Genomic DNA, 24,104 nt, shown 5'->3' on the forward strand with positions numbered 1-24,104 from the left:
AAGCGCCCACTCGAAGCCGTCCCGGGTGATCTCGACGGCCAGGACGTGTTCCTGTCCGGGTTTGGTGGCCCAGCCGCAGCGGTACATCAACCACAGGAACGACGGCTTGATCCAGGTCATCCGTTCCCGCTTGAACGGGGCCACGAACCGCCCGGTCGCCACCGCCGGCACCGCTATCTGCGGCGGGTACGCCTGGTAGACGGTGATGGAGTCGGCCGAGTAGCGGGCGCGGACCTGACGCACGGGAACAGACACGACCCGATCCTCACCGACCAACGCCGGGCCGATCCACTGAGATTCGGCGTCGAAGGCCGGCCTGCGGATCGGGGACTGGGTGTACGCGACCAAGGCGGCGTCGTGGGTGAACTCGCGCTGCTTGTGCCGTGGCTGATCGATGGCGGCCATACCCCGCGGCAGGCGGAGGACTGGTTGGCCGGGTTCTCCGCCTGGTCCGCGACCGACGCCGATGTGCTGGACGGTTTCGCGTCGAGGAACGCCTCGAAGTGGTCAGTCCGGTCGAAGCGGAGCACCGAGCCATGGATACATGATCTTGCGGTCTGGAGTGGCCGGTGGGCTGTCTTCCGGGCGTGCCGGCGGTGAGCAGGCCGCGCGGACGGGACCGGTGGGTTGGTCTCAGGGTGCGGTGGTGCTGTCCGCCCGGTCGGGTGCGGTGCAGTGTCGGCAGCGTCGTGGGCAGGGTGTGTGGGCGGGGGTGGTGGTGAGGCCGCTGGTGTGCAGGATCGTGGTGACGGTCTGGTCGAGGGTGTGGTGTTCGGGGATGGTGATCTCGTCGGGGGTGCCGAGGAGGTCGAGGTGGGTGTACCAGTGGCGCATCTGGTCGGGGGTGACGGGGATGGGTTCGGTGCGGGTGGCGTGTCGGCGGAGGGTTTCGTCGTAGGAGACGTCGAGGTAGTAGACGGCGGTGGGGCCCGGGTGGTGGTGGATGAGGTGGTGGAGGGCTGGTGCGTAGCGTTCGGTGTGCAGGATGCCTTCGAGGATGACGTGGTAGCCGAGGTCGAGGGCGGTGCGGGCGGTCGTGGTGATGAAGGTGGGGGTGACCGGGTCGATGTGGGTGCTGTCGTGTTCCCGCAGGATGATCCGGCGGAGGTAGTCCTGTTCGAGGAGGGCGGCGCCCCGGCCGTAGCGGCGGCGTACCTCGCGTGCGGTGGTGGTCTTCCCGCTTCCTGAGTTACCCCGGATGATCACCAGCGTCGGTGCGGTGGAGTCGGGTGGTTCCATGTCGATCCTTATGCGATATTGGCGCAGCTGAGCGCGACGGCTCGTCCGGAACGTGGCCGCGGGCTCGGGACTCTACGAATAGTGGCGTTAGTCAGTGCCTGCATCCGCAAGGCCGTCCGCGACGGTGCCGACATTGTCCACCCGCTGGCTGCGTTGCGGGGTCACCGGCCGCCAGCTCGACATGGGTTTCTGGTCGGGTCTTCGTGAAGGCGGCTTCCCGCGACATGGGCGTCCGGTCGTTGCGCTACGAGGTGGCGGCGACGAGGGCTGTCGGCGGATGTGCGCCTACGGTGCTGTGGGATTCCGACTGGTCCGCGACCGACGTCGATGTGCTGGACGGTTTCGCGTCGAGGAACGCCGCGAAGTGGTCCACCAGGTCGAAGCGTAGCGTCGAGCGCTGGGTGCATGATCTTGCGGCCTGGGTCAGCGGGTGGGCGGTCGACCGGGCACGGCGGCGGTGAGCGGGAAGCGTGAGATGGTTTCCGCTTCGCAACGCGGAGCGCGAGATGACGGAGGCATCTGCCGCGAGATTGGGATGGCTCCTTGGCGCGCGGCTGTCGGCGCGGCAACAACCTGCCCAGTGGATCTCGGGCGTAGGGTGCGACGACGTGACGGGCATCGACACACTCCTGACGGCGGACATTCCCGAGCCACCCGCGTGCGAGGTGGAGGTCAAGTACCGGATCGGTGACCTACCCGCGGTGGAGGAGGCTCTCGGGGCGTGTGGTGCCGTCCTGTCGCCGCCGGTGGTGCAGGACGATCAGGCCTACGCTCGGGTCGGGTGGGTGTACGGCCAGTCGAAGATCGGGGTTCCGTTCGCCCGGCTGCGCACCGAGCGGGGGCGGCATCTGTTGACGGTCAAGACGCCGGTCGCCAACGAGCTGTCGTGTGTCGAGCATGAGACCGAGGTGGCCGACCGGCAGCAGATGGACGCCGCGCTCCGGCAGATGGGCTTCTATCCGACGGTACGCATCCGCAAGTCCCGCCGTACGGCGGCGCTCGGACCGATGTCGTTGTGCCTCGACGAGGTGGACGACCTCGGGGCGTTCCTGGAGATCGAGCAGATCGTCGCCGCCGGTGAGCAGGGCGAGCGGGTCCAAGCCGACCTCGACCGGTTCGCCGCCACGCTGGGCGTGTCCCTGGAACGCATCACCGATACCTACGATTCGCTGATCAGGGCTGGACGAGCCGGGCCCGGTGAACTTCGTGGTCAACCCGTTAGACCGCCTCAAGTCGTCCGGTAGCTCGGCCGTAGAGCGCAGGTGTGCTCGTTGGCCTCGTCGTGGGAGACATCGAGGAGATCCCGGCTCCTCGTACACCAGGAGATCTGGCCCTGGCTGCTGGTCCACTCCGCGATGAGCGTGCTGACCACCCGCGCAGCCAAAGCCGACATCGGCCCGGTCCGGACCGGACCAAGTTCACCACAACCCTGCGCATCGTGCGTCGTACCGCCACCGGTACGGGGACCATTCCCCCGACGGACTGGACTGACGCCCTACCCGCCATCCACGCCCAGATCCCGAGCAAACTCACCGCCACCAACCCCGCAGCGCGGGGGCATGACCAGCGACTACGACCCGCGAGCCTTAGTGGATCATGAAGCGGATGTCCTGTTGGAATGCTTGGCCGCAGCCAGCTGGTACAGCCACTTCAGGATCGCCTCGGTCGTTTCCTCCGGGGGCCCTAGGCCGTGTTTCGTAGGGCGGCGTTGTTGGGGCGTGGCGGTGGTCGCTAATGGGAGAGGTCTCCGGTAGTTGGTTCAGCGACCAAGCTGGAACTTCACACCGGAGACCTCGTGCCGAGCGTAGCGGCAGCGAGGCGACATGACCTGACCGACGTGCAGTGGGCGGTCCTCGAGCCGTTGCTGCCTGCGGGAACGGGTCATGCTCGGCCGCGCAGATGGACCATGAGACTGATCATCGACGGGATCCGGTGGCGGGTCCGGACCGGATCACCATGGCGGGACGTGCCCGCGTCCTACCCGCCGTGGCAGACCTTGTACCGGTGGTTCCGGCGCTGGCAGCGCGACGGCGTCTGGGCGCAGATCCTCACCTCGTTGCAGGCCCTGGCGGACGCGGCGGGGTTGATCGGCTGGACGGTGAGCGTGGACTCGACCATCAGCCGCGCCCACCAGCACGCCGATGGGGCCCGCCGTGACGGGCAGGCGCAGAAGGAGCCACCCGGTGGTGTGCAGGCCGAACCGGCAGATCACGGCCTCGGCCGGTCAAGGGGCGGCTGGACCACCAAGACCCATCTGGCCTGCGAGCAGGGCCGCAAACTGATGGCCATGGTGGTGACCGCCGGACAACACGGCGACAGCCCACAGTTCATCCCCGTACTGGCCAAACTACGTGTCCCCCGCGCCGGTGGCGCCCGGCCCCGGACCCGCCCCGACATGGTGCTGGCCGACAAGGCGTACACGTCCAAAGCCAACCGAGCCCACCTACGATCCCGGGGCATCCGAGCGTGCATCCCGAGCAAGGCCGACCAGGACGCCCACCGCAAGGCCAAAGGGTCCAAAGGCGGACGCCCACCCGCCTTCGACCCCGAGGTCTACCGCCTGCGTCACGCCGTGGAGTGCGGCATCAACCAGCTCAAACACCACCGCGCCATGGCCACCAGATACGACAAACTCGCCGTGCGCTACGAAGCCACCCTCACCATCGCCGCCATCAACCAATGGCTCCGCGCACTACGAAACACGGCCTAGTCAAGCCAGCAGATCACTCCGTCGCCATCGGTGGCGGCTGCGGCGAAGAAGCTCCGGACGTCTGGCAGGTAGTGGGTCACCCACGCGAGGGTGCCAGGCCTTTCCCAGTTCCCGGGGTAGATCTCGGCCTGGTTCAGCTCCTGCGGATCGACGTCGTGGATGAGGTCGCTTTTAGTGAGCGTGGCCAGTTGCGTGGCCGCGGCCGTTACCTGGGTCGGTGTCAGATAGGACGGTGGCCCGTAGCCCCAGTCGTCGTCCAGGTTGTCCAGGAAGTCGAACATCTCGTCGCTGTCGGGTTCGACATCTGGCAGTTCCACGAAGTCCTCCGCTCCCAGGACCAGCGGGATGTCGACGCCAAGCCGGTCGAGCAGGAAGTCGAGTCCGTTCCATGCCTTGTCGGTGGCGCTCCAGCGGTCGGAGTCGTCGTCCCGATGCGTCATGGCCAACCCGTACGCCCAGGCGAGGTCAGCTCTGGCCTGCTCCAGCTCGGCCGGGGTGACACGCAGCCAGTTGCCGTTCATGCTCACGCCGCCAGCCTAAGGATCGATTACGACAGTTCTCCCTGCCAGGACGCGTCGACCGTGGCGAGCCGTCGGCGGCATCCGGACCTGCCGCAACGCCAGTGATCAAGAACCCGTGGGCGGTCGGTAGGTCGGTGATGGTGTCGGGGTATTCGCGGTGGTTGTCGGCGGTGATGATCCCGTCGCGGCGGTCGACGGATCTGCTGGGCGGGCACTGGACGTTGATCTCCGGCTGGGGGCGGGTGCCGAAGGCGTTGGTGTGGGACAACGAGTCCGCGGTCGGGCAGTGGCGGGCCGGCAGGCCGCAGCTGACGGAGGCGATGAACGCCTTCCGCGGCACTCTCGGCATCAAGGTGATCCGGTGCCGGCCGGCGGATCCGGAATCGAAGGGCCTGGTGGAGCGGGCCAACGGCTATCTGGAGACGTCGTTCCTGCCCGGACGCCGTTTCGCCTCACCTCAGGACTTCAACGCCCAGCTCACCGACTGGCTGGTGCGGGCGAACCACCGCCAACACCGGATGCGGGGCTGCCGCCCGCTGGACCGGTGGGACGCCGACCGGGCCGCGATGCTGTCGCTGCCGCCGGTCGCGCCGGTGGTTGGCTGGCGGCAGACCACCCGCCTGCCTCGGGATCATTACGTCCGGTTGGACAGCAACGACTACTCGGTGCACCCGGCGGCGGTGGGCCGACGAGTCACCATCGTCGCCGACGCCGACCGGGTGCAGGTGTTCTGCGAGGACCGCCAAGTCGCCTGGCATGACCGGTGCTGGGCGAAAGCATCAGAGCATCACCGATCCCGCTCACCGCCAAGCCGCCGCCGATCTGCGGACAGCGGCCCGGCAGGCGCCAGCGCGGGCAGTCACGACCGAGGTGGAGCACCGCCAGCTGGCCGATTACGACCGCCTGTTCGGCCTGGATGTCGAGGTGGCCGTCGGCGATCCATCGGGTGACGACTGCGGGGTCTGCGCCGGTGTCGAGGGCTGCGCGGTAGCGGTCGAGTCGGTTGGTGCGGGTGGTGAGGTTCTCCCGGGCTGCGGGGATGCGCTGCTCACCGCCCGGGGTCGGGCCTGGCTGCCGTTCCAGATGCTGGCCGCCGCCCACACGTACGGGCTGCTGTTGAACCTCTGGTTCTGGCCGCCCTGGTTCTGGCCGCCGGCCGGGCCGCGTTCGACGCCCCGGTGACCTTCGCCGCGCCGGCCGCCGCCTCCCGGTCGGCGGTCAGGCCGGTACGCCCGGCGGCGGGCACGGTGTCGGGCCCGACGCGGTGCGGACCGCCCCGCCGGGAGGAACCGGGGACGGGGCGCCACCCGAACGATGGGCCGGGGTGCCCGGACGGCGTACGGGTCTGCCCGGGTGCGGTCCGGGGCCGACGTCACGGTGCCCGCAGCGTCAATGACCTCCCGGCGTCCGGCGCCGGAGAGGTCATCTGCACGCGTGGTGCAGGAGGCGTCGCGGAGTGTGGCGGCGGTGGGTGGGCGAGGGCCCGGATTGCGGTATCCGCAGGTGAGCGTGGGTTGCGAGGTCGTAAATCGTGATCCGAGGTCGGCTCAGAACCGTTGACGTGGCCTGGCTCACGCTCCTAGGGTGAACCACCAGTTCACTGAGTGATCCGATCCGGGGTGATGGAAGCCGGGGGATCCCACGCCAGACGACGCTTCCGAGGGATTCGGAGAGTGCCTGCATGACCGCGACAAGAACGACCACCGCCGCGGTGGCCGCCCAGGGCGGACCCACCGGTCGGGTGGACCCACCGACACCACGCCGCCGAAACGCCCGACTGGCCGCCGTGGGCAGACGCGGTCGCGACGGCGTCGGAGCCGTCCTCGTGGTGGCAGCGCTCGCCGGCCTGTGGGAGGGCTACAAGGCGGTGGGCCGGGCCGTCGGCGACGTCGTGCCCGGCACTGGGATCGCCTTCCCCGTCGCCACCGACGACCTGTCGATGCCGCACGTGTGGACGATCCTCGGCGCACTCGTCGAACCGGCCCGGCGCGGCGACGCGGCCACACTCGGCGTCTATCTGCTCGGCGAGACCAGCGTGACGCTGCGCGAGGCGTTCTACGGCCTGGTGGCCGGCGCGTCGCTCGGTCTGCTGCTCGCCGTCCTCTTCCTGAACGTGGTGCCGCTGAGCAAGGGGCTGATGCCCTGGCTGGTGGCGTCGCAGACGGTCCCCCTGGTGGCCATCGCACCGATGATCGTGATCTGGGGCGGCCAGGCCGGCGCACCCCCCTGGGTGGCGGTCACCGGCATCGCCGCCTACCTCGCGTTCTTCCCGGTCACCATCAACACCCTGCGCGGTCTGAAGTCGCCGCCGAAGGTCCAACTGGAGTTCATGCGCAGCGTCGGTGCCGGCCGTTGGCAGGTACTCGGGTGGCTGCGGATGCCCGCGGCGCTGCCCTTCGTCTTCGCCGGCCTGCGCCTCGCGGCGACCGCGAGCGTGGTGGGCGCGATCGTCGGTGAGCTTTCCGCAGGCACCGGCCGGGGCATCGGCCGGGCCATCCTCACCTTCGCCTACTACTACTCCAACGGCCCCGAGAAGTTGTACGCGGCCGTCCTGGTCGCGGCGGCGGCCGGCATCGTCTTCGTGCAGTCCCTGGCACTCATCGAGCGCATCGCGCTCCGGAACCGGCAGACCCGGTGACCACCCCTTCCGCCTCCACAAGACCTGGAGAGACGCTGATGTCCGAGGCCGCGATCATTTCCGTGCGAGGAGTCACCAAGCAGTTCACCGGCGGAGACCGCACGGTGACGGCGCTTGAGGACATCGACCTGTCGATCGAGCGGGGTGAGTTCGTGTCCCTGCTGGGTCCCAGCGGCTGCGGCAAGAGCACGCTGCTGCGGATCCTGGCGGACCTCACCGAGCCCACCAGCGGCACGGTGTCGCTCAACGGCAAGACGCCGGCCGCGTCCCGGTTGGACCGGGACTACGGGATGGTCTTCCAGCAGGCCGGACTCTTCGAGTGGCGGACCGTGCAGCGCAACGTCGAACTGCCGTTGCAGGTGGCCGGAGTGGACAGGTCGACCCGGCGGGCCAAGGCCCACGAGATGCTGGAGCTGGTCCGGCTCACCGACTTCTCCCGCCACTTCCCCTGGCAGCTCTCCGGTGGCATGCAGCAGCGGGTGGCGATCGCCCGCGCGCTGTCGGCGGACCCGGAGATCCTGTTCATGGACGAGCCGCTGGGCGCGCTCGACGAGATGAACCGCGAACGCCTCCAGGGCGAGCTGCTCCGGATCTGGTCGGACACCCGGACCACCGTCGTCTTCGTGACGCACAGCATCTCCGAGGCGGTCTTCCTGTCCTCGCGGATCGTCGTGATGTCCGCCCGGCCCGGCCGCATCGCCGCCAGCATCGACGTCGACCTGCCGTACCCACGGACCGCCGCGACCCGGACCACCGAGGCGTTCTTCGCCAAGGTCACCGAGGTACGCGCGGCGCTGCACGGCGCCCCGGCCGAGCAGGCGGCCCGATGAGCACCACGCCTCTCGCGCGGCGGACCCCGGCCGCCGCCGGGCTCCGGACGGCCGTCGGCCGGTTCCTGCCGGTCGTGCTCACCGCGGTGCTGATCCTCGGCTCGTGGCAACTGGTCGTCACGATCTTCGACGTCCCGTCGTTCATCGTGCCGGCGCCGGTGGAGATCTCGTCCGCGTTCCGCTCCGAGTTCGGCACGATCATGTCGGCCTCGGTGGTCACCGTGCGGGCGGTGCTCCTCGGCCTCTTCCTCGGCGCGGTCGCCGGGGTCACGGTGTCGCTGGCGCTCAGCCGCTTCCCGGGTGTGTCCGGCCCGGTGCTGACCGCCGCCGTCATCATCAACTGCGCCCCGATCGTGGCTCTCGCGCCGATCTTCAACAACTGGTTCGGGGTCACCAACCCGATGTCCAAGGCGGGCGTGGCTGCGGTGATGGTCTTCTTTCCGGTCCTGGTCAACACCACCAGGGGCCTCCTCCAGGTCTCACCCCTGCACCTGGAGATCATGCAGTCGCTCGCGGCACAGCCCCGACAGGTGGCGCTCATGCTGCGGCTGCCCAACGCGTTGCCGTACCTGTTCAACGCGCTCAAACTCGGCAGCACGCTCGCCGTGATCGGCGTGATCGTGACCGAGTACTTCGGTGGACCGAGCAACGCGCTCGGGGTGTACATCGCCTACCAGGCGGCCCTGCCCCGCTTCGAGTTCGCCTGGGCGGGGATCGCCGTGGCCAGTGCCCTCGGTCTGCTGCTGTTCGGTGCCACGTCCCTGCTGGAACGCCTCCTGATGCCCTGGCACGAGTCCCTGCACGACAGCGACTCCTGAGAGCCCGGATCCCCACGAAATGTTGGAGTCAGATATGGCCCTGCACCTACGGCGGACCTCGCGGAGGAACCGCCCGATCACGATCGCCGCCACCCTCACCGCCGTCCTGCTCGCCGCCTCGGCCTGCGGTGGCATGTCCGACGGCCCGAGCGAGTCCGCGGCCGAGGCCGCCAAGAACTGCGAGACGACCACCAAGGTCCGGGTGGTGCTCCAGTGGGTCGCCCAGGCCCAGTTCGCCGGCTACTACGCGGCCAAGGAGAAGGGGTACTACGCCGAGGAGTGCCTCGACGTCACCATCCAGGAGGGCGGCGTCAACATCGTCCCCCAGCAGGTGCTCTCCGCCGGCAACGCCGAGTTCGCGGTCAGCCACGTCACCAAGACGATGGTCACCCGGGAACAGGGCGCGGACCTGGTCAACATCGGCCAGGTGTTCCAGCGCGGCGCGTACCTCCAGGTCGCCTGGGCCGACTCCGGCATCAAGGAGCTGACCGACCTGAAGGGCAAGAAGGTCGGCAGCTGGGGCTACGGCAACGAGCTGGTGCTGTTCGCCGCGATGAAGGACGCCGGTGTCGACCCGACCAAGGACGCCGAGATCATCCAGCAGCCCTTCGACATGTCGCTGCTGCTGCGCAAGGAGGTCGACGCCGCCCAGGCCAAGACCTACAACGAGTACGCCCAGTTGCTGGAGACCAAGAACCCCGACACCGGCCAGCTCTACCAGCCGTCGGACTTCTCCGTGATCAACCTCCAGGACGCCGGCTACACCAGCCTGGAGGACGGCGTCTACGCCCGGGGCGACTGGCTCAACGAGCAGGTCAACCAGGACACGGCGGTGAAGTTCCTCAAGGCGTCCTACCGGGGCTGGGGCTTCTGCCGCGACGAACTGGACGGCTGCGTGGACATCGTGCTCAACGCCGGCAGCGCCCTGGGCAAGGGCCACCAGACCTGGATGCTCAACGAGATCAACAAGCTGATCTGGCCGGCCGCCAACGGCGTGGGAATGATGGACCAGGCGGCCTGGGATCAGACCATCAAGATCGCGATGGGTGGCGGGGTGCTCAAGGGCGTGCCGGACTCCGACGCGTTCCGCACCGACCTGTCGAAGCGCGCCAACGACGAACTCGGCGCCGACGGCTTCGACGCCAACGGGAACTCCTACACACCGGAGACCGTGACGATCACGGAAGGCGGCAGCTAGGCGGGCGGCCGGGTGCCGGCGGCTCCCGCCGTTCGGCACCCGGCCGCAGCCGGTGGCTTCTGCCAAGATGTGGGCCGTATCCCACGGCTGACGGCGATTGATGGAGGTAGCGATGGCGCCCAGTGAGGCGGGCCTGGTGCGACGTACGATCTGGCTCCTGCGGGCCGTGGCGGCGCACCCGGAGGGTGTCGGGCTCAGCGAGGTCGCCCGCGAGGCGGGTATTCCCAAGGCCACCTGCTACCGCGTGCTCACGGTGCTGGAGCGGGAGAGCTGGCTCACCCTGGATCCGATCACCCGCCGCTACCGGGTGTCCCTCGGTCTGCTCTCGATCGTGGGGGGACTGCTCGACGGCGGTGGCGCCTACAGCCACATGCGGGAGGTGCTGCGCAACCTCGCCGAGGAGACCCGGGAGACCGCTGGCTTCGACGTGCTGCTGCCGCCGCAGGTGATGGTCGTGGCGCAGGTGCCGGGTCCGTCGCTGATCGGGCAGACGCTCAAACCGGTACCCCGTACCCAGCCGGTCTGGGCCACCTCCACCGGCAAGGTGCTCCTGGCGGCGCTGAGCGCGGAGTCGGTGTGGGAGGACTTCACCGAGGAGTTCGCCGAGCACGCCCCGCCGGAGGTGGGCGACCTGGAGTCCTTCGTGGCCTCGTTGGACGCGGTCCGGGAGCGCGGGTTCGCCTTCGCGTACGACGAACTGGAGGTCGGGGCGGCGTCGGTCGCGGCGCCGGTGCGGCTGCGCGGCAACACGCCGTACGCGGTCTGGATCGGCGGGCCGACGTACCGGATCACCCGCGAGCGCATCGACACCATGGCGGAGTCGGTGATCAAGGCGGCCCGGCAGCTCACCGAACTGCTCAGTAACGCAGACATCGACATTCCGAGTGCCTTCGCCAGACGCTAGGGCACCCGCCGACCGCACCGGCTCGTCCACGGCGAGGTGTGCGGTGAAGGAGGAGACAATGGCCGTACCAGCCGAGGTGTTGGCGGCGGCACTGACGGTGGTCGACAGGACCCCCAAGGGACTGTACGTCGACGGCGAGTGGCGCGCGGGTCGGGACGGTGCCGTCCTGCCCGTGGAGGATCCGGCGACCGGAACGACCGTCGCCGAGGTGGCGGACGCCTCGGTCGAGGACGGGCGGGACGCGTTGGCCGCCGCCGCCCGGGCCCAGGCCGGGTGGGCCGCGACCGCGCCCCGGGAGCGGGGCGAGGTGCTGCGCCGGGCGTTCGACCTGATCATCGAGCGCCGTGACGACCTGGCCCGGATGATGACCCTGGAGATGGGCAAGGCGTTCGCCGAGTCCCAGGCCGAGGTGAGCTACGCCGCCGAGTTCCTGCGCTGGTTCGCCGAGGAGGCGGTCCGCATCGACGGTGGCTACCTGCCGGCGCCGGGCGGCAACTCGCGGGTCGTGGTGATGCGCCAACCGGTCGGCCCCTGCCTGCTGGTGACCCCGTGGAACTTTCCGATGGCGATGGGCACCCGCAAGATCGGTCCCGCCCTGGCAGCCGGGTGCACCGTCGTGGTCAAGCCGGCCAAGCAGACCCCGCTGTCCATGCTGGCGCTGGTGGGGATCCTGGAGGAGGCCGGCCTGCCCCGGGGCGTGGTCAACGTGATCACCACCTCGCAGTCCGGGCGGGTCACCTCGGCCCTGCTCACCGACGAGCGGCTGCGCAAGCTGTCGTTCACCGGTTCGACTCCGGTCGGCCGGACCCTGCTGGCCCAGTCCGCCGACCGGGTGCTGCGGACCTCGATGGAACTGGGCGGGAACGCGCCGTTCCTGGTCTTCGCCGACGCCGACCTCGATCTGGCCGTCGAGGGGGCGGTCCAGGCCAAGATGCGTAACGTGGGTGAGGCGTGCACCGCCGCGAACCGGTTCTACGTGCACCGCTCGGTGGCGCCGCACTTCGTCGAGGCGCTCGCCGAGCGGCTGGGTGGGCTGCGGGTCGGGCACGGGCTGGACCCGTCGACCGACGTGGGGCCGCTGATCGACGGCGTCGCGGTGACCTCGGTCGCCGAGCTGGTCACCGACGCCACACAGGCCGGTGCGGCGGTCGTCACCGGTGGCGGGCCGGTCGGGGGAGCGGGACACTTCTTCGCGCCTACCGTGCTCTCCGGTGTGCCGGACGATGCCCGGTGCGTCCGTGAGGAGATCTTCGGCCCGGTCGCCCCGGTGGTGGCCTTCGACGACGAGGACGAGGCGGTCGGCCTCGCCAACGCCTCCGAGTACGGCCTGGCCGCGTACGTCTTCACCGAGAACCTGGGCCGTGGTCTGCGGGTGACCGAGCGGCTGGAGAGCGGGATGGTGGGGCTCAACCAGGGCGTCATCTCCAACCCGGCGGCCCCGTTCGGCGGCGTCAAGCAGTCCGGTCTGGGACGTGAGGGCGGGACGGTCGGCATCGACGAGTACCTCACCGTCAAGTACGCGGCGGTGCGGGCGCCATGGTGACCCGCTTCCTGCTCGCCGGGGTGCAGATGGCCCCGGTCTTCGGTGACGTCGCGGCGAACGTCGCCAGCACGTCGGCCTGGATCCGGGCGGCGGCCGACCGGGGTGCCCGACTCGTGGTGCTGCCCGAGGCGGCCTCGGCGGGGTACGTCTTCGCCGACCGGGCGGAGGCCGCCCGGTACGCCCAGCCGGTGTCGGACGGGCCGACGGTCACCGCGTGGGCGCGGCTCGCCGCCGAACTGGACGTGTGGATCGTGGGTGGGGTGACCGAGCGGGACGGCGACGCGGTCTTCAACTCGGCGGTGCTGCTCGGTCCGACCGGCCTTCTCGGCACGTTCCGCAAGGCCCACCTCTGGAACGACGAGAAGGAGATCTACGACCGCAACGACGACGGCTTCCCGGTGTTCGACACGCCACTGGGTCGGATCGGCATCGGGATCTGTTACGACGCCTGGTTCCCCGAGACGTTCCGCAGCGCCGCGCTGCAGGGCGCCGACCTGGTGGTGCTGCCGTCGAACTGGGTGCCGGTGCCGGGGCAGCCGACCGGGACGCCGGCGATGGCGAACCTGATGTGCATGACCGGGGCGCACTCCAACCAGTGCTACGTGGCCGGGATCAGCCGGATCGGGGCGGAACGCGGCCAACCCTTCGTCGGCCGGTCCGTCCTGGTCGGACCGGACGGCTGGCCGATCGCCGGCCCGGCCAGCGGGGACCGCGAGGAACTGGTGCTGGCCGAGGTGGACCTGATCGGTACGCGGGCGCACCGGCGGCACAACCCGTTCAACCAACCGCTCGCCGACCGGCGGACCGATCTGTACGTGACCGACGGACCGGCCGTGCCCACAGCGTTCTCGTCGCGGCCCTGACCTGGGCGGACGGCGAGAGATGAACCTCGCCGGATAGCCGGATACGTCCCTCGGAGCTATTGACTCGCACCCGCAGCAACGCCAGTATATGAACCAATGGTTCATCCAGTGAACCACTAAGGAGTGATCGTGAGCATCCGGGTTCGCAAGCTGATCCGTCACCTCGAAGAGACGCGGCTGGAGAACGGCAGAGCGGTGCAGCCGGTGCACCGGGTCGCCTTCGCCGGCGTGGTCATCGAGAACCCCTACCCCGGCGAGTACGTGCAGGACCTGGTCACCCTGGCCGACGAGATCGGCCAGGAGATCGGCGAACTGGTCGGCCCCGCCTGCGTGGAACTGCTCGGCGCCGAGGTCGAGGCGTTCGGCAAGGCCGCGCTCGTCGGCATCGACGGCGAGGTCGAGCACGGCTCGGCGCTGATCCACAACCTGCGCTTCGGCAACGTCTTCCGCACCGCGGCCGGCGGCACCGAACTGCTCCCCGCCGCCGAGAAGGTCGGCCTGCCCGGCAGCCCGATCGACATCCCGCTCAAGCACAAGCTGGACTCCAAGACCCGGTCCCACCACCAGACGGTGACCCTCCAGGTGGCCGACGTGCCCCGGCCCCGGGAGATCCTCGTGGTCTGCGCCGCGTCGAACACCGGACGCCCGCTGGCCCGCCTCGCCGCCTTCGGCGCCGAGCTCAAGAGCAACTGACCTGAGCGCGCGACGGGACGGAGCCAGCCGATGACCATCACCGACACCGACACCACCACCTGGACCAGCCAGCGGCTCAAGGAGACCGACAAGGAGTACGTCATCCACTCCTGGTCGGTGCAGGGCAAGCTCGACCCCATCCCCGTGGCCGGCGGATCCGGTTCGTGGTTCTGGGACTACGACGGCCGCCGGTACCTCGACTTCCAGTCCCAACTGGTCAACCTGAACCTGGGTCACCAGCACCCCCGACTGGTCGAGGCGATCCGCGCCCAGGCCGAACAGCTCTGCTACATCGGACCCGGCTTCGCCGAGCGGTCCCGGGCGGAACTGGCCGAGATGATGGCCGGGATCACCCCCGGTGACCTCAAGATGACCTTCTTCACCACCGGCGGCGCGGCGGCCAACGAGAACGCCGTCCGACTGGCCCGGCACGTCACCGGCCGACAGAAGGTCATCGCCCGGTACCGCTCGTACCACGGCGCCACGGCGGGCGCGATGTCGCTGACCGGCGACCCGCGCCGGTGGGCGGCCGAGCCGGGGATGAGCGGCGTGGTGCGGATGCTCGACCCGTACACCTACCGCTGCCCGGCCGGGCACCCCGACCCGTGCCCGGTCTGCTCCGGCGGCCCGCACCTGGAGGAGATCCTCCGCTACGAGAACCCGGAGACCGTCGCCGCCGTGATCGTCGAGCCGGTCACCGGCACGAACGGGCTGCTCTACCCGCCGGACGGCTACCTGCGCTCGCTGCGGGAGGTCTGCGACAAGTACGGCATCCTGCTCATCTTCGACGAGGTGATGGCGGGATTCGGGCGTACCGGGGAGTGGTTCGCCTGCGACCACTGGGACGTCGTGCCGGACATCCTCACCACCGCCAAGGGCCTGAACTCCGGGTACGTGCCGCTCGGCGCGATGACCGTCTCCACCCGGATCTCCGAGTGGCTGCGCGACAACATGTTCTGGGGCGGCCTGACGTACGCCGGGCACCCGCTCGCCTGCGCCTCCGGCGTGGCGTCGCTGCGGATCATGCAGGACGAGGGCGTGGTGGAGAACGCCCGGACGATGGGGGAGCGGCTCGGCGCCGGTCTGGCCACGCTGGCCCAGAGACACCCGAGCATCGGCGAGATCCGGGGCCGGGGGCTGTTCTACGGCGTGGAGCTGGTCCGCGACCGCGACACCCGGGAACCGCTCGTGCCCTTCAACGCCAAGGGTCCGGCCGCCGCACCGGTCGGCCGGCTGCTCAAGGCCGCGATGCAGCGGGGCGTCTACCTGACCGCCAACTTCAACGTCCTGCGGCTGACCCCACCACTGGTCATCACCGCCGACGAGATCGACCTGGCGCTCGGCGTCCTCGACGAGGTGCTCGACCTCGCCGACGAGCACTACCAGAACTGAGCGACGGCGCGGCGGGTGACGGACCCGCCGGGGGAGAGGAGAGGCACGATGCCGACGACGCTGATCACCAACGGCACGGTCGTCAACGCCGACGCCGCGGTCCGCGCCGACGTGCTGGTACGCGACGGCCGGATCGTCGCCCTCGGCACCGGGACGGACTGGACCGCCGACGACGTGGTGGACGCGACGGGCAAGCTGGTCCTGCCCGGTGGCATCGACGCGCACACCCACCTGGAGTACCCGGTCGACGGCTTCAGCACCCACACCGCCGACGACTTCCACAGCGGGACGGTCGCGGCGGCGTGCGGCGGCACCACCACGGTCATCGACTTCGTCAAGAAGGAACCCGACCGGACGCTGTACGACACGTACCTGCGGCGGCGGGACACGGCGGCGGCCAAGGCCGTGGTGGACGTCGGTCTGCACGCCATCGTCCCGCCCCGCGCCGCCCAGCCGGACGTCCTCGCCGACCTGCGCCGGCTGGTCGGCGAGGGCGCCACGAGCTGGAAGTTCTTCATGGCCTACCCGGGCCAGATGGTCGCCGACGACGAGCTGCTCGACGGCTTCGAGCTGGCCCGCGACCTCGACGTGCTGCCGATGGTGCACGCCGAGAACGGACACATGGTGGCCCGTGAGGTGCGGCGTCTGGTGGACAGCGGCCGGACCGCCGAGAGCTTCCACCTGCGGGCGCACGGGCACGACTCCGAGGCCGAGGCGGTGCACCGCGCGGTCGTGCTCGCCGACACCATCGGCACACCGCTGTACGTGGTGCACGTCTCCAGCGCGGAGGCGGCCGACGAGATCAGTCGGGCCCGCGCCGCCGGGTCCCGGGTCTACGGCGAGACCTGCCCGCAGTACCTGGTGGTGGCCTACGAGGACTACGCCGACCTGGGGGAGCGGGCCGCCGCGTACGTCTGCTCCCCGCCGATCCGGGAACGCAGCAACCAGGACGGTCTGTGGCGGATGCTCGCCACCGGCGCCCTGTCCACCGTCGCCACCGACCACGCCGGCTTCTGCCTGCACCAACCCGACGACCTGCCGCCGCAGAAGCTGCGCAGCCCCGGCTACTTCCCGAAGGTGCCCAACGGTGTCCCCGGCGTCGAGGACCGGCTGATGGTCCTCTGGCAGTCCGGCGTGGTGAGCGGGGTGATCGACCCGTGCCGCTTCGTGGACCTGGTCGCCGCCCGCCCGGCCAAGCTGTTCGGTCTCTTCCCCCGCAAGGGCGTCGTCGCGGTCGGGGCGGACGCCGACCTGGTGGTCTGGGACCCGGCCGCCGACCACGTGATCACGGCGGCGGGGTCGCACACGCGCACCGACTACAACATCTACGAGGGCATGCGCGTGACCGGTCGACCGGTGCACGTCTTCTCCCGGGGCGAACACCTGGTCGACGCCGACGGCCTGCGGACCGACACCCCCGGCCGGGGCGCCTTCCTGACCCGCGACGCGCCGCGTCTCCTCTGACCCACCGAATCCCCTGCACCACGTACGAGCGGAGCTGGACAGATGACACTTCCCCTGGGTATCCACGTCGGTGAGCGACTCAGCCTGGAACAGACCTACGGGCAGGCCGAGTTCGCCGACCAGAACGGGTTCGAGTCCGTGTGGGTCGCCGAGGGACGACTCGCCCGCGACGGCATCGTCCCGGCGGCGATCATCGCGAGCCGGACCCGGAACGTGAAGATCGGCACCGGTGTGGTCAACAACAAGAGCCGCAACGCGGCCCTGATGGCCGTCACCTTCAAGACGCTGGACGAGGTGGCACCGGGCCGGGCGATCCTGGGCATCGGCGCCTGGTGGGAGCCGCTGGCGACCAAGGTCGGCCAGCCGCTGTCCAAGCCGCTCAAGTCGATGCGCGAGTACATCACCGTCCTCCAGACGTTCTTCCGCAACGAGGTCGTCAACTTCGACGGCGAGTTCGTGCAGATGCAGGACGTGCGCTTCGACAGCATGTACCGGGAGAACAAGCCGGTCGACATCCCGATCTACATCGGCGCGGTCGGTCCCCGGATGCTCGAACTCGCCGGTGAGATCAGCGACGGCGTGCACATGGACTTCCTGCTGCCACCGTCGTACATGGTGGGTGCCCGGCAGGCGATCGACCGTGGCGTGGCCAAGCGGACCGACGGCCGCGACGGCATCGACCTGACCCAGATCGTCTCGTGCAGCGTCAACGACGCCGACCCGCAGGAGGCCATCGACGCCTGCAAGGCGTTCCTCACCCTCTACCTGTGCCAGCAGCCGCACATCGCCGAGCACTGCGGGGTGGAACGGGAACTCGTCGACCGGTTGCAGGAGATCGCCGGCTGGCCCGCCACCCCGGAGGACATCAAGCGGGCGATGCACCTGGTCCCCAACAGTCTGGTGCAGAACGTCACCGCCTGCGGCACCACCGATGACGCCTTCCAGAAGCTCCAGGCGTACCAGGAGGCCGGGGTGCGCTGCCCGATCATCTCCACGCTCGGGGACAAGGAGCAGACGCTCACCCGGCTGGCCCAGGCCGCGAAGGCGTGACCCGATGACCGCCCATCCCTCCTGTCGCATCGCCGTGGTCGGCGGCACCGGCCCGCAGGGCCGTGGCCTCGGCTACCGCCTGGCCCGCGCCGGACACCTGGTCGTTCTCGGCTCCCGCGACGCCGGACGCGCCGAGGCCGCCGCCGAGGAGCTGTCCCGCCAGGTCGGTGCCGCCCGCGTCACCGGCGCCACGAACCTGGCAGCGGCGACCGACGCCGACGTGGTCCTGCTCGCCGTGCCGTACGACGGGCACGCCGACCTGGTCACCGGTCTCGCCCCGGCCCTGGCCGACTCGCTCGTGGTGAGCTGCGTCAACCCGCTCGGCTTCGACCGCCACGGCCCGTACGGCGTCGCCGTGCCGGCCGGCAGCGCCGCCGAGGAGGCCGCCGAGCTGGTCCCCTCGGCCACCGTGGTGGGCGCGTTCCACCATCTGGCCGCTCCCCTCCTGCTCGACCCGGACGCGGACCTCAGCCACGAGGACGTCCTGGTCTGCGGTGACGACGTCGTCGCCAAGGAGCGGGTGATGGCCCTCGCGGTGGACGTGACCGGTGGCCGCGCCCTCGATGCCGGCCGGTTGCGACTGGCCCGCCAACTGGAACCCCTGACCGCAGTCCTGATCAGCGTCAACAAGCGGTACAAGACCCGCTCGGGGCTGGCTCTGACCGGCCTCGCCCCGGCGGTCGGAAAGGTCCCCGCGTGAAACTCGCCGCCCTGCAACTCCGCGCCACCGACGACCGGACCGAGACGATCGGCCGCGCTGCCGACCTGATCGACGCCGCCGCCGACCAGGGCACCCGGATCCTGCTGCTGCCGGAACTCTTCGCGGTGCCGTTCGTCCAACCCGAACCCGACCTGGACTACTTCCGGTACGCCGAGGGCCTCGACGGTCCGTCGAACCGGATGGCGGCCGAGCGGTCGAAGCGGCACCGGATGACGGTCGTCTCCTCGATCTTCGAGGCGGGCCAGGTCCCCGGCGTCTACCACAACACCGCCTGCACCTACGTCGACGGTGAACTGAAGTCGGTGTACCGCAAGTCGCACCTGCCGTTCTCCAACGGCTTCCCGGAGAAGTTCTACTTCCAGCCGGGCGGCACCGAGCCCGACGTGGTGCAGACCGGGGAGACCGGGGTCGGCACCATCATCTGCTACGAGCGGCACTTCCCCGAACTCAGCCGCGTGGTGGCCCTGCGCGGCGGCTCGGTGCTCTGCGTACCGGTCGCCTCGGCGAGCGCGCCGATGCGCGAGGTGTTCCAGTTGGAACTGCGGGCCCACGCGGTGTTCAACGGGCTCTTCGTCATCTGCGCGAACCGGGTAGGCACCGAGGGGACCAAGGAGTACTTCGGCCTCAGCGCGGTCTACGGCCCCGACGGCGACGTGCTCGCCCAGGCCGCCGACGACCGGGACGACGTCGCGGTTGCCGAGGTGGACCTGGACCTGGTCGACCGGTCCCGCCGTCGCCGCCCGTTCCTGCGCGACCGCCGGCCCGAGTTGTACGGCCGGGTGACCCGGATGGAGCCGGAGACGTGACATCCGGCCCGTGGGTGGTGGTCGTCCCCGCCAAGTCCTTCGCGGCCGCCAAGACCAGGTGCGTGGGCCTGGCCGCCGCCGACCGTGCCGCGCTGGCCCGGGCGATGCTGACCGACGTGGTCGGTGGGCTGACCCGGGCCCGTCGGGTCCACGCCGTGGTCGTCGCCACCACCGACCCGCAGGTCACCGGTACGGCGTTGGCCTGCGGCGCCGTGGTCGCCGGCCGCGTCGGCCCGCCGGACCTGAACGAGGAGGTCCACGCGGCGCTCCGGCTCGCCGGCGAGGCGTACGGCGACGCGCGCCTGGCCGTGGTGATGGCCGATCTCGCCGCGGCCCGGCCGGCGGAGTTCGACGCGGCGCTGGCGGCGGCGGGACCGTACCCACGGGCGGTCGTGGCGGACGCCGACGGCACCGGCACCACTCTGCTGGCACTCACCGAGGCCGCCGACTTCCGTCCCTACCTCGGGCCCGGCTCGCGCCGTCGCTTCCTCGCCGACGGCTACCACGACCTGCCGGTGCTCGCGCCGGGACTGCGCCGGGACGTGGACACCGTGGCCCACCTGCTGGACCTGCGCGTCGGTGACCTCGGGGCCGGCACCCGCGCGTGGGCCGCGACACCGCCGCCCGCCGGACCACCCGGCGTCACCCGGCCCGATCGGCTGGCCCACCCGCAGCGCACCCGGCACCCGGCCTGAGGCCGTCTCGGCCCGGACCGTCGAGAATGATCCACTGATCACGAGGTCGGCACCCACCGGAGGAACACGATGAGCCCGCCCACCAGCCGGGCCACCGGCGATCGCACCTGGCTGGTCGCCGTGGCCGCCAGCCTCTGGGGCTTCTCCAGCCTGCTGCGGGAACCGCTGGCCCGGGAACTCCCCGCGTTGAGCGTGGTGCTGGCCGAACACGTCGTGCTGGTGCTGTTGGTGTCACCCTGGGTGGTCCCGGCCCTCCGCGCGCTGGCCCGGTGCTCGGTGCGGACGAAGCTGGCCGTGCTGGTGATCGGCGCCGGTTCCTCGGCGCTGGCCACCACGCTCTTCACCGCCGCGTTCCGGCTGGGCGACCCGATCACCCCGCAGGTGTTGCAGAAACTCCAACCGGTGCTCGCCCTGGTCCTGGCCGCGCTGCTGCTGGGGGAGCGGGTCGGTCCCCGGTTCCCGCTGTTCGCGGTGCCCGCGCTCGTCGGCGCCTGGCTGCTGGCCTTCCCCGACCCGCTGTCGGCGCAGCCGCGCGGCCTGGCCGCAGCCGCACTCGCCCTCGGCGCGGCGGCGCTCTGGGCGGCCGGGACCGTCCTCGGCCGGATGGTCAGCGCCGAACTCTCCTTCCTGCACGTCACCACGCTGCGGTTCAGCGTCGGCCTGGTCACGCTGGCCACCTTCGTGGCGGCCACCGGCACCCCGGTCGGCGTGCCGATCGAGCTGGTGCCCCGGCTGGTGCTGCTCGCCGCGGTTCCCGGCCTGCTCGCCCTGACGCTGTACTACCACGCCCTGCGTCGTACGCCCGCGTCCAACGCGACCCTCGCCGAACTGGCCTTCCCGCTGACGGCCGCCCTGGTCGGGCTCACCCTGCTCGACGGGCGGCTCGGTGCCAGCCAGTGGGTCGGCCTGGCGCTGGTGCTGGCCTCGGTGGTCCTGCTCGCGCTGCACGAGAACCGCAGCTCCCGGCCGGCGGTGCGGCACCCGGAGCAGCGGGTGCCGCAGGCCGTCGGCACCTTCGGCAGCACCGCCGGGAGGTCCCGTCCGGGCGCAGCCGGCCGGTGAGGTCGATCGCCTCGTGGCCGTTCCCGCACTCGCCCACCACCGGTAGTCGGATTGTGGACCGACGAACAGTGCTCCTCCCCGGCTTAGCATGTACCGCAACGTTTCATCGACGGACGCCCACGGTCGAACGTTGGGCCTGGGGCGTGGGAGGAGCCTGATGCGCAAAAGATCCCTGCGGCAGCGACTGGCCCAGGCCATGGTGGTGGTCACCTTGGTGGCCAGTGGCCTGGGCATGACGGTCGGGGCTGCCCAAGCCGCCCCGGTGCCCGCCGTCAACGCGGCTTCGAGTGTGGTTCCCGTCTCGATGGCGGCGGGTGGGTGGGGGCTTCAGGGTGTCTTTCCCGACCCGATCACCTGCCACATCGCCGGAGTCGCTTCCGGGCGGGAGTACGTCTGCGTCTGGTACGTCCTGGCCTGGGCACTGAACGTCTGGCAGGACTAGGTCAAACGGCTCTTCACGGTCGTACCCGGGTCGTGGTGCTCCCGGGTCGCGGATCGATCTCCTACGGGCCCAGTCCGTTCCGGTTCTCGGGCGTGGTCGATGCGGTCCGGTTCGTGTCATGCTGCACGGACCCGACGGGAGGACGGCGATGGCTGCTGGCGATGCCGTACAGGTGCGGCCGACGCGGGGGTTGCTGCGGCCGTTGGTGTTCGGGGTGACGCTGGTCGGGGTCCTGGCGTTGCTGTTCGGGTTGCCATGGTGGACGTTGACGGTGGCGGCGCGGTGGCCGGCGCCGGTGGTGGCTGCCGGTACGGGCGTGTTCGTCGTCGCGTTGGTCGCGTTTCCCGTTCTGATGTTTCTCGGGCATGGCCGGCGGCGGTTGGACGCGGCGGCCCGTGCGGGGGACACGCTGCTTGGGCTGGTGTGGATCCTGTTCGTCTGGGCGTTGGTCGGTAATGTGGCCCGGCTTCCGCTGGCCGCGGTGGGGGTCGCCGAGCCGGTGCGGTCGCGGTACGTGGCTGCCGGCGCGGTGGTCGTCTCGGTCGTCCTGGCTGTCTGGGGTTACGCCGAGGCGATGCGGGTGCCCCGGGTTCGGCGGGTAGACGTCACCATCGGCCGGTTGGGAGCCGGTCTCGACGGGGTTCGGGTGGTGTTGCTGACCGATACCCACTACGGCCCGATCGACCGGGCCCGCTGGTCCGCCCGCACGATCGAGGTGGTCAACGGCTTGGCTGCCGACATCGTCTGCCACACCGGCGACATCGCTGACGGTACGGTCGACCAGCGCCGGGCGCAGGCAGCGCCGCTGGGTGTCGTCCGGGCCGGGCTGGCCCGGGTGTACGTGACGGGCAACCACGAGTACTACGGCCAGGCGCAGGGCTGGGTGGACCACATGCGGACCCTCGGCTGGGAGCCCCTGCACAACCGGCACCTGGTGGTCGAGCGGGACGGTGCCCGGCTCGTCGTCGCCGGGGTGGACGACGTGACCGCCGCCTCGTCCGGCGTCGCCGGTCACCGCGCCGACCACGCCGCGGCGCTCGCCGGCACCGATCCGCGGCTGCCCGTGCTGCTGCTGGCGCACCAGCCGAAGCAGATCGACGACGCGGTCGCGGCCGGTGTGGATTTACAGCTGTCCGGGCACACCCACGGCGGCCAGATGTGGCCATTCCACTACCTGGTCCGGCTCGACCAGCCGGTCGTGCAGGGCCTCAGCCGGCACGGCAGGACCCAGCTCTACACGAGCCGGGGCACCGGTTTCTGGGGTCCGCCATTCCGGATCTTCGCGCCGAGCGAGATCACCCTGCTCACCCTCCGGGCAGGGTAGCCCGGACGATGAGCGACGAGCCACCGCCGGGAACCGCTCGCCGAGATGACCGTTGCGATCCCTCCAGGGACGATGAGCGACTGGTGGTAGATCACGCTGAGGCCAGCCAGGACGCAGCGTTGCGATCCCTCCAGGGACGATGAGCGACACGTACGGCACGAGGCACGCCGTCGGAGGGCACGGGTTGCGATCCCTCCAGGGACGATGAGCGACCTGCCGCACCCCCTGGGGATGGGACCCGGAGCACACGTTGCGATCCCTCCAGGGACGATGAGCGACGTACGCAGCAGCCGATCGGGGCCACGAAGCTCTACGTGTTGCGATCCCTCCAGGGACGATGAGCGACCCTCGACCTGGACGGGGCCGACCCCTCCTACGATTTGTTGCGATCCCTCCAGGGACGATGAGCGACTCGACGCGGTGCCCGCCCACGGCCAGCTCTGGGCCACGTTGCGATCCCTCCAGGGACGATGAGCGACTCGACGCGGTGCCCGCCCACGGCCAGCTCTGGGCCACGTTGCGATCCCTCCAGGGACGATGAGCGACGTCGAGAATCTGGCGAGCGCCCTGGTCTCCGACATGTTGCGATCCCTCCAGGGACGATGAGCGACCCGAACCTTAAGTTGCAGGTCAGGGTAGGTGTCGATGCGCCTGCTGGTGCCATTTTTGCAGCGGACCGGCGGTTGTGCATCTGTGCTGGTGAGAGCGCTGACCAAGGTGAGTCCGGTCAGGTGGAACCCCAAGCCGTCCGGGGCGCCGCCGGCCAACCTCCGCCCAATTGGACCTTCACTGCCGACGCCGAGGGTGGCAGAACAGCGATGGACTGATGACGATGCGGCATTGGTGATCACCGGGAAGTGGCCGTACCCGATCTTCTCTGCTCGGTGAGCGTCGAAACGTGGGCGCTCGGGTTGGCTCTCGTCGTGCGCTCGTGAACTGCCGGCCGGTAGGTGGCGACCTGCATCGCCCCCTCACGAAGCTGGATCATGCCGGCTGGATCAACACCGCAGCAGCCTCTGTCGACTAACCGACAACCCGTCGCGCTGCTGGCGAGGTGAACCGGTGGGCTTGCTACGTTTTCCTGGCGCGGGATACCAGAACCGTCGTGTTCGGACTGCCCGGACACGCTCGATTTTCGGACGGGACTGTGGTCGGCTGGGTTGATGTGCGGCGGTCGATGGGTGTCCTAGC

The 24,104-nt window shown here is 70.3% G+C and carries 22 protein-coding genes, 2 pseudogenes and 1 CRISPR repeat array; of the genes and pseudogenes, 21 read left to right on the top strand and 3 right to left on the bottom strand.

Annotated elements, in window-relative coordinates; all coding sequences use genetic code 11:
- Both GA0070617_RS12915 and GA0070617_RS12920 read right to left on the bottom strand, forming a co-directional pair.
- Nucleotides 1-255 (bottom strand): annotated as a pseudogene (locus GA0070617_RS12915) (DUF4291 family protein); the annotation flags it as partial.
- 378 nt (nt 256-633) lie between these two features.
- Entirely contained in the window at nt 634-1,239 is a 606-nt protein-coding gene (locus tag GA0070617_RS12920; protein WP_091436913.1) for an AAA family ATPase, read from the bottom strand.
- A 608-nt stretch (nt 1,240-1,847) separates the two neighbouring features.
- Between GA0070617_RS12920 and GA0070617_RS12930 the strand changes: the two genes are divergently transcribed.
- Nucleotides 1,848-2,483, top strand: coding sequence for a class IV adenylate cyclase (locus tag GA0070617_RS12930; RefSeq protein ID WP_229688661.1), 636 nt, complete (start codon nt 1,848-1,850; stop codon nt 2,481-2,483).
- Between the two features lie 551 nt (nt 2,484-3,034).
- Nucleotides 3,035-3,949: an IS5 family transposase gene (locus GA0070617_RS12935; RefSeq protein ID WP_091436915.1), complete on the top strand. Its 915-nt coding sequence runs from the start codon at nt 3,035-3,037 to the stop codon at nt 3,947-3,949.
- Here GA0070617_RS12935 and GA0070617_RS12940 read toward each other — a convergent pair.
- Complete coding sequence (locus GA0070617_RS12940) at nt 3,946-4,470, bottom strand: YfbM family protein (protein ID WP_091436917.1); 525 nt, start codon at nt 4,468-4,470, stop codon at nt 3,946-3,948. The two genes, GA0070617_RS12935 and GA0070617_RS12940, sit on opposite strands and share 4 nt — an antisense overlap.
- Nucleotides 4,471-4,553: 83 nt before the next feature.
- Between GA0070617_RS12940 and GA0070617_RS12945 the strand changes: the two are divergent.
- The 19 genes and pseudogenes from GA0070617_RS12945 to GA0070617_RS32385 form a co-directional block, all read left to right on the top strand.
- A pseudogene (locus tag GA0070617_RS12945) lies at nt 4,554-5,415 on the top strand (Mu transposase domain-containing protein); the annotation flags it as partial.
- Nucleotides 5,395-5,652, top strand: coding sequence for a hypothetical protein (locus tag GA0070617_RS30540; protein WP_175440380.1), 258 nt, complete (start codon nt 5,395-5,397; stop codon nt 5,650-5,652). The pseudogene GA0070617_RS12945 and the gene GA0070617_RS30540, both read left to right, overlap by 21 nt.
- Before the next feature lie 499 nt (nt 5,653-6,151).
- A complete protein-coding gene (locus GA0070617_RS12950) occupies nt 6,152-7,108 on the top strand; it encodes an ABC transporter permease (protein ID WP_091436919.1) in 957 nt (318 codons plus the stop codon).
- A gap of 53 nt (nt 7,109-7,161) precedes the next feature.
- Nucleotides 7,162-7,938 carry an ABC transporter ATP-binding protein gene (locus tag GA0070617_RS12955; RefSeq protein ID WP_373868379.1) on the top strand — a complete coding sequence of 259 codons (777 nt, stop codon included), beginning with the start codon at nt 7,162-7,164 and terminating at the stop codon, nt 7,936-7,938.
- Nucleotides 7,935-8,756 carry an ABC transporter permease gene (locus tag GA0070617_RS12960; RefSeq protein ID WP_091436923.1) on the top strand — a complete coding sequence of 274 codons (822 nt, stop codon included), beginning with the start codon at nt 7,935-7,937 and terminating at the stop codon, nt 8,754-8,756. Before GA0070617_RS12955 ends, GA0070617_RS12960 begins: the two co-directional genes overlap by 4 nt.
- A gap of 19 nt (nt 8,757-8,775) precedes the next feature.
- Nucleotides 8,776-9,954: an ABC transporter substrate-binding protein gene (locus tag GA0070617_RS12965; RefSeq protein ID WP_217628794.1), complete on the top strand. Its 1,179-nt coding sequence runs from the start codon at nt 8,776-8,778 to the stop codon at nt 9,952-9,954.
- A 112-nt stretch (nt 9,955-10,066) separates the two neighbouring features.
- A complete protein-coding gene (locus GA0070617_RS12970) occupies nt 10,067-10,858 on the top strand; it encodes an IclR family transcriptional regulator (RefSeq protein ID WP_175440512.1) in 792 nt (263 codons plus the stop codon).
- Between the two features lie 58 nt (nt 10,859-10,916).
- Entirely contained in the window at nt 10,917-12,401 is a 1,485-nt protein-coding gene (locus tag GA0070617_RS12975) for an NAD-dependent succinate-semialdehyde dehydrogenase (protein ID WP_091436928.1), read from the top strand.
- The gene (locus tag GA0070617_RS12980) at nt 12,395-13,264 is read left to right on the top strand and encodes a nitrilase family protein (protein WP_091436930.1); all 870 of its coding nucleotides are present in this window, start codon (nt 12,395-12,397) and stop codon (nt 13,262-13,264) included. Before GA0070617_RS12975 ends, GA0070617_RS12980 begins: the two co-directional genes overlap by 7 nt.
- Nucleotides 13,265-13,393: 129 nt before the next feature.
- Nucleotides 13,394-13,957 carry an amino acid synthesis family protein gene (locus tag GA0070617_RS12985; RefSeq protein WP_217628795.1) on the top strand — a complete coding sequence of 188 codons (564 nt, stop codon included), beginning with the start codon at nt 13,394-13,396 and terminating at the stop codon, nt 13,955-13,957.
- A 30-nt stretch (nt 13,958-13,987) separates the two neighbouring features.
- The gene (locus tag GA0070617_RS12990) at nt 13,988-15,349 is read left to right on the top strand and encodes an aminotransferase class III-fold pyridoxal phosphate-dependent enzyme (RefSeq protein ID WP_091436931.1); all 1,362 of its coding nucleotides are present in this window, start codon (nt 13,988-13,990) and stop codon (nt 15,347-15,349) included.
- A gap of 48 nt (nt 15,350-15,397) precedes the next feature.
- On the top strand, nt 15,398-16,813 hold the full coding sequence (gene hydA / locus GA0070617_RS12995; protein ID WP_091436934.1) for a dihydropyrimidinase: 1,416 nt from the start codon (nt 15,398-15,400) through the stop codon (nt 16,811-16,813).
- Between the two features lie 42 nt (nt 16,814-16,855).
- Nucleotides 16,856-17,863 carry an LLM class flavin-dependent oxidoreductase gene (locus tag GA0070617_RS13000; RefSeq protein ID WP_091436936.1) on the top strand — a complete coding sequence of 336 codons (1,008 nt, stop codon included), beginning with the start codon at nt 16,856-16,858 and terminating at the stop codon, nt 17,861-17,863.
- Between the two features lie 4 nt (nt 17,864-17,867).
- Nucleotides 17,868-18,563, top strand: coding sequence for an NADPH-dependent F420 reductase (gene npdG / locus GA0070617_RS13005; RefSeq protein WP_091436938.1), 696 nt, complete (start codon nt 17,868-17,870; stop codon nt 18,561-18,563).
- On the top strand, nt 18,560-19,390 hold the full coding sequence (locus GA0070617_RS13010; RefSeq protein ID WP_091436941.1) for a carbon-nitrogen hydrolase family protein: 831 nt from the start codon (nt 18,560-18,562) through the stop codon (nt 19,388-19,390). The genes npdG and GA0070617_RS13010 overlap by 4 nt, the downstream gene beginning before the upstream one ends.
- Nucleotides 19,387-20,085 (top strand): 2-phospho-L-lactate guanylyltransferase, encoded by a 699-nt coding sequence (cofC, locus tag GA0070617_RS13015; protein WP_091436944.1) that lies wholly within the window; start codon nt 19,387-19,389, stop codon nt 20,083-20,085. Before GA0070617_RS13010 ends, cofC begins: the two co-directional genes overlap by 4 nt.
- Nucleotides 20,086-20,154: 69 nt before the next feature.
- Nucleotides 20,155-21,147, top strand: a complete 993-nt coding sequence (locus GA0070617_RS13020; RefSeq protein ID WP_091436946.1) for a DMT family transporter — start codon at nt 20,155-20,157, stop codon at nt 21,145-21,147.
- Between the two features lie 157 nt (nt 21,148-21,304).
- Entirely contained in the window at nt 21,305-21,589 is a 285-nt protein-coding gene (locus GA0070617_RS13025) for a hypothetical protein (RefSeq protein ID WP_091436949.1), read from the top strand.
- A 148-nt stretch (nt 21,590-21,737) separates the two neighbouring features.
- Nucleotides 21,738-22,913, top strand: coding sequence for a metallophosphoesterase (locus tag GA0070617_RS32385; RefSeq protein ID WP_425312179.1), 1,176 nt, complete (start codon nt 21,738-21,740; stop codon nt 22,911-22,913).
- Nucleotides 22,914-22,964: 51 nt separating this feature from the next.
- Nucleotides 22,965-23,524: direct repeats of the CRISPR family, unit length 30 nt; unit sequence GTTGCGATCCCTCCAGGGACGATGAGCGAC.
- The last annotated feature ends 580 nt before the right edge of the window (nt 23,525-24,104 follow it).

The organism is Micromonospora yangpuensis (assembly GCF_900091615.1).
Classification (GTDB): Bacteria; Actinomycetota; Actinomycetes; order Mycobacteriales; family Micromonosporaceae; genus Micromonospora; species Micromonospora yangpuensis.

Excerpts from the sequence above, each read along its gene's own strand:
- GA0070617_RS12980 (WP_091436930.1), top strand. The coding sequence starts at position 12,395 with ATGGTGACCCGCTTCCTGCTCGCCGGGGTGCAGATGGCCCCGGTCTTC.
- hydA (WP_091436934.1), top strand. The coding sequence starts at position 15,398 with ATGCCGACGACGCTGATCACCAACGGCACGGTCGTCAACGCCGACGCC.
- GA0070617_RS32385 (WP_425312179.1), top strand. The coding sequence starts at position 21,738 with ATGGCTGCTGGCGATGCCGTACAGGTGCGGCCGACGCGGGGGTTGCTG.
- GA0070617_RS13025 (WP_091436949.1), top strand. The coding sequence starts at position 21,305 with ATGCGCAAAAGATCCCTGCGGCAGCGACTGGCCCAGGCCATGGTGGTG.
- GA0070617_RS12950 (WP_091436919.1), top strand. The coding sequence starts at position 6,152 with ATGACCGCGACAAGAACGACCACCGCCGCGGTGGCCGCCCAGGGCGGA.
- GA0070617_RS12965 (WP_217628794.1), top strand. The coding sequence starts at position 8,776 with ATGTTGGAGTCAGATATGGCCCTGCACCTACGGCGGACCTCGCGGAGG.
- GA0070617_RS12975 (WP_091436928.1), top strand. The coding sequence starts at position 10,917 with ATGGCCGTACCAGCCGAGGTGTTGGCGGCGGCACTGACGGTGGTCGAC.
- GA0070617_RS12920 (WP_091436913.1), bottom strand. The coding sequence starts at position 1,239 with ATGGAACCACCCGACTCCACCGCACCGACGCTGGTGATCATCCGGGGT.
- GA0070617_RS12990 (WP_091436931.1), top strand. The coding sequence starts at position 13,988 with ATGACCATCACCGACACCGACACCACCACCTGGACCAGCCAGCGGCTC.
- GA0070617_RS12970 (WP_175440512.1), top strand. The coding sequence starts at position 10,067 with ATGGCGCCCAGTGAGGCGGGCCTGGTGCGACGTACGATCTGGCTCCTG.
- GA0070617_RS13000 (WP_091436936.1), top strand. The coding sequence starts at position 16,856 with ATGACACTTCCCCTGGGTATCCACGTCGGTGAGCGACTCAGCCTGGAA.
- npdG (WP_091436938.1), top strand. The coding sequence starts at position 17,868 with ATGACCGCCCATCCCTCCTGTCGCATCGCCGTGGTCGGCGGCACCGGC.
- GA0070617_RS13020 (WP_091436946.1), top strand. The coding sequence starts at position 20,155 with ATGAGCCCGCCCACCAGCCGGGCCACCGGCGATCGCACCTGGCTGGTC.
- GA0070617_RS12960 (WP_091436923.1), top strand. The coding sequence starts at position 7,935 with ATGAGCACCACGCCTCTCGCGCGGCGGACCCCGGCCGCCGCCGGGCTC.
- GA0070617_RS12940 (WP_091436917.1), bottom strand. The coding sequence starts at position 4,470 with ATGAACGGCAACTGGCTGCGTGTCACCCCGGCCGAGCTGGAGCAGGCC.